Annotated in this window: 9 protein-coding genes and 2 pseudogenes; 2 read left to right on the forward strand and 9 right to left on the reverse strand. The window is 43.7% G+C overall.

Features of this window, described 5'->3' with window-relative positions:
* Positions 1-133: 133 nt before the first annotated feature.
* The 3 genes and pseudogenes from BLW34_RS10880 to gshA all read right to left on the reverse strand — a co-directional run bounded on the left by BLW34_RS10880 (position 134) and on the right by gshA (position 3,335).
* A pseudogene (locus tag BLW34_RS10880) lies at positions 134-887 on the reverse strand (IS5 family transposase).
* 171 nt (positions 888-1,058) lie between these two features.
* Positions 1,059-2,018, reverse strand: coding sequence for a glutathione synthase (gene gshB, locus BLW34_RS10885; RefSeq protein ID WP_090579384.1), 960 nt, complete (start codon positions 2,016-2,018; stop codon positions 1,059-1,061).
* 6 nt (positions 2,019-2,024) lie between these two features.
* Positions 2,025-3,335 (reverse strand): glutamate--cysteine ligase, encoded by a 1,311-nt coding sequence (gene gshA / locus BLW34_RS10890; RefSeq protein ID WP_090579387.1) that lies wholly within the window; start codon positions 3,333-3,335, stop codon positions 2,025-2,027.
* Between the two features lie 433 nt (positions 3,336-3,768).
* Between gshA and BLW34_RS10895 the strand changes: the two genes are divergently transcribed.
* Complete coding sequence (locus BLW34_RS10895) at positions 3,769-4,671, forward strand: formate/nitrite transporter family protein (RefSeq protein WP_090579390.1); 903 nt, start codon at positions 3,769-3,771, stop codon at positions 4,669-4,671.
* Positions 4,672-4,721: 50 nt separating this feature from the next.
* Here the strand turns inward: BLW34_RS10895 and BLW34_RS10900 are convergent, their stop codons facing one another.
* From BLW34_RS10900 to BLW34_RS15650, 5 genes are all read right to left on the reverse strand, one after another.
* Positions 4,722-5,291: a hypothetical protein gene (locus BLW34_RS10900; RefSeq protein WP_090579392.1), complete on the reverse strand. Its 570-nt coding sequence runs from the start codon at positions 5,289-5,291 to the stop codon at positions 4,722-4,724.
* Positions 5,281-5,901: an SCO family protein gene (locus tag BLW34_RS10905; protein WP_090579396.1), complete on the reverse strand. Its 621-nt coding sequence runs from the start codon at positions 5,899-5,901 to the stop codon at positions 5,281-5,283. The genes BLW34_RS10900 and BLW34_RS10905 overlap by 11 nt, the downstream gene beginning before the upstream one ends.
* A gap of 115 nt (positions 5,902-6,016) precedes the next feature.
* Positions 6,017-7,498, reverse strand: a complete 1,482-nt coding sequence (locus BLW34_RS10910; RefSeq protein WP_090579399.1) for a cbb3-type cytochrome c oxidase subunit I — start codon at positions 7,496-7,498, stop codon at positions 6,017-6,019.
* A 31-nt stretch (positions 7,499-7,529) separates the two neighbouring features.
* Positions 7,530-8,069 (reverse strand): cupredoxin domain-containing protein, encoded by a 540-nt coding sequence (locus BLW34_RS10915; RefSeq protein WP_090543717.1) that lies wholly within the window; start codon positions 8,067-8,069, stop codon positions 7,530-7,532.
* Positions 8,070-8,700: 631 nt separating this feature from the next.
* Positions 8,701-8,934, reverse strand: a complete 234-nt coding sequence (locus BLW34_RS15650; RefSeq protein WP_143037912.1) for a hypothetical protein — start codon at positions 8,932-8,934, stop codon at positions 8,701-8,703.
* 494 nt (positions 8,935-9,428) lie between these two features.
* On the opposite strand from BLW34_RS15650, the gene BLW34_RS10920 reads away from it, so the two are divergent.
* The gene (locus tag BLW34_RS10920; RefSeq protein WP_090579402.1) at positions 9,429-10,262 is read left to right on the forward strand and encodes a hypothetical protein; all 834 of its coding nucleotides are present in this window, start codon (positions 9,429-9,431) and stop codon (positions 10,260-10,262) included.
* A gap of 361 nt (positions 10,263-10,623) precedes the next feature.
* On the opposite strand, the pseudogene BLW34_RS16995 reads toward BLW34_RS10920, so the two are convergent.
* Positions 10,624-10,922, reverse strand: a pseudogene (locus tag BLW34_RS16995) (hypothetical protein); the annotation flags it as partial.

Genomic DNA, 10,922 nt, shown 5'->3' on the forward strand with positions numbered 1-10,922 from the left:
GTGCTAGATATGCTTACACCTGAGTAGGCGCATGCTGCTACAAATCTACTAGCAAGTCACTTTTTGGAAGTTTGTTTTTTCTTCGCACCAATGTACCACCAATATAGATTCGCTCCTAAGGTCTGTTGACATTTCACATAGATAGCCACAAGATATCCACACGCGATAGCTACCATACTTTCGTAATTTCTTTTCAATTTGTCGTATCGTGTTGCTATTGCCCGATACTGCTTTTTAGTCGGGCAAAGGCGTTTTCCACCAAATGCCGGTACCTATACAAGCCCCAATCCATATCTGCGTTACCCTTCAGCGAATTGCGCTTTCTTGGGATCACGGCCCTGGCTCCTTTCTTTATGATCTGCTCACGTATGCACTCACTGTCATAGCCCTTATCCGCCACAATCGCCTGCGCATCGGGTAACTTGGCAATCAGCTCCGGTGCCACAGAGCAATCATTCACATCTCCACCGGTAATTTCAAATTCAACCGGCAAACCACAACCATCGACAGCAAGGTGGATCTTCGTAGCGTTGCCAGCACGGCTTTTTTCCGATGGCCTGCGGCTTCTTGTCGGCAGCTCCTGCACTATGCTGATGCGCTTCAACGTAGCTGCCATCAATAAATTTCCACCCCCAATCCGGATCAATAATCAGTGCCTTGAAAACTCTGCTCCACTCGTTAGTGGATGACCAAGCATTGAATCTCTTATAGATGGAATTCCAGCATCCAAAAACCTCGGGTAAATCCCGCCACGGACAACCAACCCGCATTTGGTATAGCACACCTTCCACCGTCATGCGCAGATTGCGCTTGTTATAAATCGCTTCTTGAAGCAGAATCTTCTCCAGCCTCGGCCAGAACTCATCAGTGAGCATCAGTCGGGGCATCGCAAACTCATTTTGTGGGGGGTGTGAAAGTCTCTCAATATTACGAGTTTACTTCGACTTATGAAATACTTACCTCAAAACGTCAACAGACTCTAGCCTAAAACGACAATAAAGTAGCATACAACAGTATACTCACTGTCAATTCAATTGGATTGGTAATTCTCTTGCCTTTTAAAATCGGTTACTTACACAGCTTTCAAGTGCATTAATCATCATTCCCGCTACGTTAAAACCAGTTTGATTGGCAATTTCCTGCATTCCAGTTGGACTGGTAACATTAATTTCGGTCAATGAGTCGCCGATTACATCAAGCCCTACAAGCATCAATCCTTGTTTGTATAATTGCGGACCTAATGTATTTGCGATCTCAAGATCGCGCTCGGATAATGGCTGGGCTATACCAATGCCGCCAGCCGCAAGGTTGCCACGTATTTCACCTGGCCTGGGTTTACGGGCAAGCGCATAGGGAACAGGTTCTCCAGCAATCAGTAAAATGCGCTTGTCACCTTGGCTAATCTCGGGTAGAAAGCGCTGTGCCATGATGGTGCGGGTACTGTAATGAGTAAGCATTTCGAGAATAACACTAATATTATGATCAGCACGATGAATACGAAACACACTCGCACCGCCCATGCCATCAAGTGGTTTTAATATGATATCCCCATACTCATCGAGAAATTCTCGAATCAGGAACTCTTGTCTGGTCACTAAAGTAGGTGGAATAAATTGAGGAAATTTCGCAATGGCAAGCTTCTCATTGTGATCTCTTATACTTTTTGGACTGTTAACAATAAATGTGCCTTGCTTCTCAGCAAACTCCAATAGATAAGTGCTGTACACATATTCCATGTCAAATGGCGGATCTTTGCGCATTAATACCACATCAAATTCTTGTAGTGGTATTGCCTCTGACAGACCTTCCTGATACCACTGATATTTTTTGTCCTTTTGATCAATTAGCGTCAATTTACGAGAAAATCCAGTCACTATACGATCTTTCCAAACAAGATCTCCTTGTTGCATGACAAACAGTTGATGATTCCGGGCCGCGGCTTCACGCATCATGGCAAAACTGGAATCTTTGTCAATCTTAATCGAGTCCAGTTGATCCAGTATGAAAGCAAGTTTCATCGAGTGCTAGCTCTGTAATGCTTCTGAAGTTTGATTAAGAGATATTGTTGCATGACGCTCTAATTCTAGCGCAGCCGCTAATAATGCTAGTCGTGCCACCACACCATACGCATAGAATCGGTTTGGCGTAGAATCTGGAAGAGCCGCATGGTTAGGCAACACACAAGAAGCATCAAAAGCTAATGGTACAAAATGCATACCCGGGGCATTTAAATTTTCATCAACACCTCTTCCTGTATGGACACGATAAAAACCACCCACTACATACCGGTCAATCATATAAATAACAGGCTCCGCAACCGCGTGATTTATACTCTCAAAAGTGTATACACCTTCTTGTACCAATACATCCGTGACTGATAAGCCTTCTTTGATTATTGCCATTTTATTGCGTTGCTTACGATTGAGTTTGTAGACATCCACACTATCTTTAACAGTCATAATACCCATACCATAAGTACCAGAATCAGCTTTAACAATAACAAAAGGTTTTTCTTTGACACCATATTGAGTGTATTTCTCCTGGAGATCCTTCAATATTTCATCAACTGCAGCAGCCACACAGTCCTCGCCTTTTTTCTCACGAAAATCAATTTTGCCGCAGGAGCTAAAATAAGGATTAATTAACCATGGATCAATTTCAATTAACTCTGCAAATTCTTGAGCTACATTATCGTAAACAGAAAAATGTTGAGATTTTCTACGCGTCGACCAACCTGCATACAATGGCGGAATAACAATCTGATCAAGATCCTTCAAAATCTCTGGAATACCACTTGACAGATCATTATTAAGTAGAACCGCACACGGATCGAAATTTTCCACCGACAGTCTATTATTCTTGCGTTGTATCGGCTCCAATATAAGAGTGCTTCCATCAGGGAGTTGTATCGTGGTCGCACTGGTAATTTCTGGCAAGAGGGAGCCAACATGAACATGCAGGCCTGCGTGTCGCATAATACCTTGCAATATGGCAACATTCTGCAAGTAAAAGATATTACGAGTATGGTTTTCCGGTATAAGCAATATGCTATGCGCATCAGGGCAAATTTTTTCCACAGCGGCCATCATTGCTTGAACGCATAACGGTAAAAATTCTGGATTGAGATTATTGAATCCGCCTGGAAAAAGATTGGTATCGACCGGTGCTAGCTTAAACCCACTATTACGTAAATCTACGGAACAATAAAAAGGAACGGTATGATTCTGCCATTTGCCACGTAACCAATGTTCAATAGTGGGCATTGCCTCCAGGATGCGTTTTTCTAATTCAAGAATTGGGCCGCGTAAAGCAGTGGTAAGATGGGGAACCGCCATGAAATAACTTATGTAGTTAGAATAAAGTATTATAGCATCACAAGCCATTCAGGCTGATTACTGTCATTGTATCGAAGTTCATTCAATCTAACGGCGTATAAAAACACTTTCTTTATGTTGGTTGCGACTACCCACAACGATCAATTTACCAGAAATATCACTGTAAGAATTCAGAAATATAAGACACTATCTGGTAACAGGTAACTGACCACGAGGTCTCTGGCAATACCCAGGCAGATAAAGTCAATATTTCCTATTGGAATATCATTCTCAATGAATTTGATCCTGCTCTATCAGTAACTTAAATTATTAAACGGGTAAGCTACTCGCTTGCCGCCCACTCTAAGATGTGGCAGAATCCTTGCCTACCATGCATCAGATTGCATAGTATAAATATCAGTATTTCCTTGATTAACGCTATCTAAGAGAAAAAATGAAAGAATCCGGACAACCTTCGATCAGCTCAATCGAACAGGCTATTCAATCCAGCATCGCCGCTGAGACTATGTCAGCCGGTGGTAGTGCAATCCCTCCTAAAGCAAGTGATTCAGCCACCATCGATAGCGTCCCTCCCTTACAGATGGGGCGTGATCTTGTCGAAGATGCAGTTAAAAAAAGTAAATTTAACGTTTCCCAAATATTGGTGCGGGGATTTTTGTGTACACCATTTCTTGCCTATGCTACGGCTTTATCCGCATTACTGGTTTCTCAAGGGTGGCCGACAGCAGCTGCTGGCCTACTTTTCCCGGTGGGCTATATCATGTTGGCAATACTCGGTCTTGAAATGGCAACAGGCAGTTTCTCCGTAATGCCCATGGCCCTGCTTGCAGGACGAATCCAGTTATCAAGCGTGATACGTAACTGGTCATGGACATTTATAGCTAATTTGGTCGGCGGCATTTTCTTTGCTTGGTTGCTTTGGTTTGCATTAACCAAGGGAGGCGCAGGAGAAACACCCGGCGTATTGACCACGTTAGCTAAACTTGCTGAAAAGAAAGCTTCTTATTCAGAATACGGCATGAGTGGTTGGCTTGCGGCTATTGGCATGGGCGTGTTGTGTAACTGGTTAGTCAGTCTGGCTCCAGTTTTCGCCAAGGCATCGCGTGGTGTTCCTGGCAAGGTGATGCTGATCTGGTTACCACTCGCAACCTTCTTTGCTCTTGGCTTTGAGCATGCTGTCGTGAATATGTTTGTCTTCCCAGTGGGAATACTATCTGGTGCAGATGTGACCATTTCACAGTGGTGGTTGTGGAATCAAATTCCTGTGACGATTGGCAACATTCTCGGAGCAGTGATATTTAATTCTGTGTTGTGGTATCGCACACACAGCGCATAAAAAAAACAGAATAATAGAATGTGGTAATACGTTAAACGTATTACCACATTCTAGGTCTTGATGATCCTGATTCCGAACATAATGCGGAGTGTCCAAGTAATAGCCCAAACGCTTCCACCTAGCAAAAGCAATTGCCCCAAAATACGTTGGTCACTCAACAGATAATTCGCACAAAGGCGATCAGGGAGATCTAGATATAACCAGCCTAGACGCATAAAAGTAGCCCAAAATTCCAGCTTTAAGACTCCCTGCGCAATAGGATTAAGCAATGGCCAGCTTAAACTAAGCGCGATACCCATTATCGGTACAGTAACAAATTTTACCAGCTCGAAATGCCATTCCGATATGGCAGCATCCAGGACGCGTGGCAACATCCAGTAAGTCATGATTATGACAGCAAGTACCATACCTGTTATTCCCCATCGATTCCAGAGTGTTATCTTGCTTTTCCAATTCTCAGGTAGTTTTTTCCCAAGCATCCATCCTATTATCGCCAATACTGGGATCTGAACAAGCATGTGCGTTACCATGCTTTGTTCCAGGAATTGTTGCATAGGAGGCAAAGCCAATACAACAAACGCTGTCAAGAGCAACCATTCCTGCTTAATTTTAATGATCATTTTCTTTATTCAATACTTGAGTTAGATATTCTTTTAGCTCATTAAGCTGCTCTACACCAAAAATGGCAACTAACCGACCCTGTGGATCAATAACATGATAGCCTGCAGAATGCGTATAACCGCCATATTCATCGGGGATAACGATTACCTTAAAGAAATCAAGGATGGCTTTTTTCTGAGATGAACTGACTGGACGAGCTGCAATCCAGTATTTAAAGTTGGCAGAGAAGTGGGAGAGATGTTCCTTGAGTCTCTGAGGAGTATCCTTCTCTGGGTCAAAACTGATACTCAAAAGACGTAAATTATTTTTCTCTAATTCCGAAGCAAAATCTTTCTGCAGGCTTTTTAGGCCGCTGCTAAGTATCAGACATACACTTGGACAGCTTGTATAAATAAAATCTACAACAAGGAAACCCTCGTGCCAATCCTGTATTGTGACAGTTTCTAAGTCCTGGTTTTGTAGGTGCCATTCAGGTACAAAACGAGGATTCTCACGCACATCCAGGCGACGCGCTTCTTCAACAGTAAATGCACGCCCCCTATCTGTACTTACCCAGAGGATAAGAGACCCCATTATAGCTATGAAAACCGTTGCCAGAAAAGTTCTCATCCTTATACCTCTCAATGAAAGTACCTAAAATACCTTAGATTCCTTTTATCTTACCAGTATTTTAGGTACTACTACCTATCTCTAGTAATCTCCTAGACAAAAAGAAATTACCGCATTAACGAGGATTGGCAGCTCCTGGTAAAATAAAAATTGCACGTAAAGTAAACAGTAACGTTCCCAGCACAACTAATGCAGCTGCTATTGTGCCTACTTGTGCAAAAGTAACCCATTCTTCCATATGAACTGCCCAGCGACGAGGAATACTATTTGCGCCACTGGCAAGGAAGACCATGGAGGTCATAAAACCACCAATCAAATATGCATAGAACCCAAGACTATCGGTTGCTTTAGGCTGTTCGTTCCGGTCGCCCTCTCCAGCAAGGTAATAAGTGAAACCAATGATCATTGGTAGCAATCCGAGTAATAAATAGAAGTGGAAGTGTCCTGGTACCCACAGCGTATTGTGAAATACCCGATTAATGGTAACCATTGCATCCAGAATAGCGGGAATCACACCAGCGGCCCAGCCAAACATGGATAAGAACAATAATTTAGTTGTAGTAGTCCACTTAATTCCTGATCGATATACAAGCATCAACGCACCATAGCCGGTAACGACTAGAACGGGTATACCGCTACCGAAAGAAAGTACTTGGGCGGCGATCATTGCCCAGGCAGGCATTGGGAAATCCATCAAGAGATGATGTGGATAAACACCCATTACCATAAATACGATAGCGAACCACGCTGCAAGAAATACTTTATTCGTTTTCCATGGACGTCCGGTATAACGAGGAAGTAATTCGTAAACCGCTATCACGGAAGCATAAATAGTTGCATTGATGATTACGTGACCAAAGAAATAAATCAAATTTTTCATCAGCATTGCATCAGGCTGAAATTCTGGGTTATAAAGATTGATTAAACCCATTACTAATACCACTGCTCCTGCTGCTATACCTAGAAAATTGACGATCAGTACCATCGTGCTAGCTACTACAGCTTTCGGATGTGCAGGATCGACCGGCTCTTTACCAAAGAGCATAGTAAGTCCGAGCGCTCTGGCCAGACTACCATAACGAGCTAAAATGGCACGACCGAAGTCCAGGTAAAGAATCAGGAGACCAACCCCGATAATGAGCACTCCTAACTGGAAAACTGCTGCGGCACCAGTAGACCAAGCACCCATAGAAATCGCAGGCAATGGATATAGGAACGTCCACGCACCTCCATATCCGCCCAGGAAGATGGAACCCAGAATCATCACGACGCCAGTCAGAAAAATGAAGAAATTTGTCCAGAAGATGGCGTTGCTTAGCCGCACATACTTGCGTAGGAAATGCCATTGCACGCCCGTTGAGGCTATCACTGCAGCACCCACGACGCCAACACCGTGAACGGTCATGATTTGATAAAACAAATCAACGCCAATTTCAATCCAGGTGCCTTGTGCTGCTCGCATAGCCAATCCGCCGAGCATCATCAGCAAAAACACCGACAATCCTGCGATCAGATGCGCCTTGACAGCAATTAAGGCATTCCTGTTCTCAGAATCCGTATATTCGACCTTTCCACTTGCTACTGCTGTACTACTCATAGTCCCCTCCACTCTTTAATTGTTCTTAATATTACTGTTGATCTGCTTTTTCTACTGTTAGCTCGGTGATCATGGCGTGATGTGCCAATCCGCAATACTCCAAGCAGAGAATTTTATACTTACCTGGTTTGTCAAATGTGTGCACAAGCTTGTTGGTATAACCTGGCATCGCCTGAGTTTGTCCGACTAACGTCAGGTTTTCATCATAGATCCCAAACCCATGATTTACATCCTCGCCAGTGACATAAAATACAACCGGCTTGCCTGTTTCCACGGTATCAGGAGTCATTGTCCAATACCACTGATGAGCTCCTACCTTAACCAACTGATGACCATCCTCTTGATATTCTTTCTTCTGATCTGAAATTGGGAACGGATTAGTAGAAGCAAATGTAATGACAATTCCAAGTGTAAGTAAGAAAAAAAACCATTTGCTGCGTACTCCGTACCATTTGTTTATAACTGCCGGGTAATCTGCCTCAACTTCCTTGGAATTAACAATGACAAATAAGAAAACTGCTGCTATAAAAGCCATACACGCAAGTGTGACAGCATATACTGTTGAGATCATTTTAAGTTTTTTCCTCCATTTTTTGATTGACGTTCAGACCCGCGAATCTACATTTGATATAAAGTGCTGTCAACTTATTCTTCATATAAGAAAATCCATTTTTGCCTTGTGGTTTATTGAGTTACGCTCGATCTACTTCTGAAAAATCGTAAATTTTTGCGTGAGTATACCCGCAAATAACTATGAGACGAAATCAGGCAAGTAACTGACAATGTAGGTGTGAATGCTACAGTAAGAAGGGTTCAAGAGTTTCTGGCGCAGGGGCGGGCCGTGTCACTACTTTAAGTTCAGCGTTGGGTGTGCTTTGACGGGCTATTCAACTACTGTTGAATCATTTAGGGAAATGTTTAGTCCCCACGTCGTACCGGAATATTTGCTGAGAACTTCAATAGTTTTTCTGGTATCTAGCTGTAACACCGAAACTTGAGGGAATCGCAAGCGGTAGTAGTAATTGGCAAAATCTTAACATCTTGCTTAAATTTTCAAGTGATCTTTGTACCTTTTTACCGGATTTCGTATTTTCTTCCCTGCATGAACCTTAACCATATAACCTACACCAAATGGCAGTCCAGAGGAGGATCACCTGACTGTATTTTTTGCCTTCAGCGTATATCAATGGTGCGATTCTGGGTTATGTTGGAAAGATTCTTTTGTAACGGGCAAATTTAAGCTCGTTGGCGCTATACAAGCGGCGTTCACATGGTGAGAGTATATGACCATCCATTGCCACCGCTATCGACAGCTGACAGTGTGGCTCGGTCGCGTCCATGCGTCGGAAGAATTCATCAATGCCACATGCATTATAGACAATGTCGAACTCTTCAAAAATTTGCCATCCAGCAGCCCAACCACCACTCAGTGGCAAGTATTGCCGACATCAATAGCAACAGGAATTGAGAGGAGATTCATCATTGATTCCTTAAAAGATAGGCTAATTGGATTGATCAGCCAAACGTCTCGTCTATTCTCCAGAGCCACTATCATTCGACTGGCAACCATCCCGGCGCGCATATTGGATAATGCGAGAGCGGCATTTCAGAGCCGACAGAGTCGAGTTAGCTGAAATTATCCACAACGGACCCTTATGAGCTCTACACATCCATCAACAAACCGTACTACGCTGCTTGATATCAGCTGCCACTCACAAATTCAATGGCAGATCCCTTGTACGCTTTATTCTCCGAAGGGAGTTTCTCCCTGACCATCATTTGCTCAAAGCGCCAGAATATAATGGAATTTTTGCAGTTTGAGTCAGATATAATTATATTTTTGATCACGTATGATCGTTTTTGACTTCGTATCCAATCTTTGGTACTTTTCAATTTTATGAAAAAAGTAATTTCTTAGCCTTGGAGGCTCATGATTCAGCCACCACTCGTGCACCGCGTTATCCACGGTAAAGAATCTCCATCGATGCAGGAAATTTCCTCCCGGTCTGCGGCGTTCGTTCTGATGACTGCCACCCTCTCACCACCGAGAGGAGCGGTAGCGAGATCTGATCTCACGACACGGTTAAATGATTACCTTCGGGCCCTCGAATTTTATCTTTCGTTGCCGAAGACAAGTTTTGATCGCTTGTTATTTGTTGATAATTCTGCAGGTGATATCGAACCGATCGAAACACTTGCTCGATCAACTGTCCACGATAAAATTGTTGAAATCATCAGTTTTGCTGGAAATGATCATCCCGTTCAGTATGGGAAGGCGTATGGCGAATTCAAGCTGATCGACTATGGCTTGGCAATGAGTAAACTTGCTCAAGAGCAGGATGTTTTCTGGAAAGTGACAGGACGACTCCTGCTCACTAACATTGCGGAGATCATGAAGTCACTTTCAGATCCATTTGATCTCGTGTGCGACCTTCACAATGTACCTTTCGTGGGAACAGGTAAACTCAAGGGAAACCGCAACATGGATCTGCGATCATTTGCATGTAGTACCAAGGGTTACCGAGGATTGTTTGAAGGCCTTTGGAAACAGCGAGAATCTGGATTTGATGCAGAGTTTTTTTACAATGTCGTGAAGACGAGTTTGCATAATGGACCATTCCAGATTGTTCCGCGATTTCCCCTTCAACCTAGATTCTCTGGTGCCAGCGGTCGCCACGACAGACGGTATGACTCAGGACTCCAAGCGGTTAAAACCAACATACGCGCCACGGTCCGATACACCTTGCCTTGGCTGTGGCTATAGCGATCATGACATCGCAAATTCCCGCAGGCAAAAACTTGTGATTGAGTTAAGCTTGGAAACTGCGGGAAGCCAACAAGAAAAAATTATTAACTGGAAAGCAAGCTGTAATACAGGAATACTACCAGAGTGACTCGCGGCGAAGCTATATTTTGAGGAATTCCCACGAACTCTGATCAGATTAAGAGCTACGTAGCGCTTCCTTTTGCACGATAATCGCTTTTTGCAACGTCCTGGAAAACTGACACAATCATTCTGTCTATCTTCAAAGGAAATGGTGCGATACAACACATTGGTAAATTCGATTCTCAAGGATCCAGACATGGAGTGCAGTCAGTACAGTAGCTAGTCGGCCCTGCAAAATTCACCCGGCTGCTAATATAGATTTAGCATGCCGAGTATTCACATCAACAGTCAGAAGTTCGCTCCTGATAGAATTGACCAGCTGAAGCAATAAAATGCGTAAAAAAGCCGTCTTCAGCCCCAGGCGAACCATTGCCCGCAGCAACCAGCGTAGGTTGTAACCCGTTGCACACAGTACTGCATGGAGCGCATCGCCCAGTTTTCGCTGTAACCAGCAACGATCCATTCGGTGATCTGATTTGAGATGCCCGATCGCGGGCTCCACGGCTTGGCGCCGCTTAAGCCATCTTCGTTGCTGCT

It is taken from the genome of Nitrosomonas sp. Nm58 (assembly GCF_900107335.1).
GTDB lineage: Bacteria > Pseudomonadota > Gammaproteobacteria > Burkholderiales > Nitrosomonadaceae > Nitrosomonas.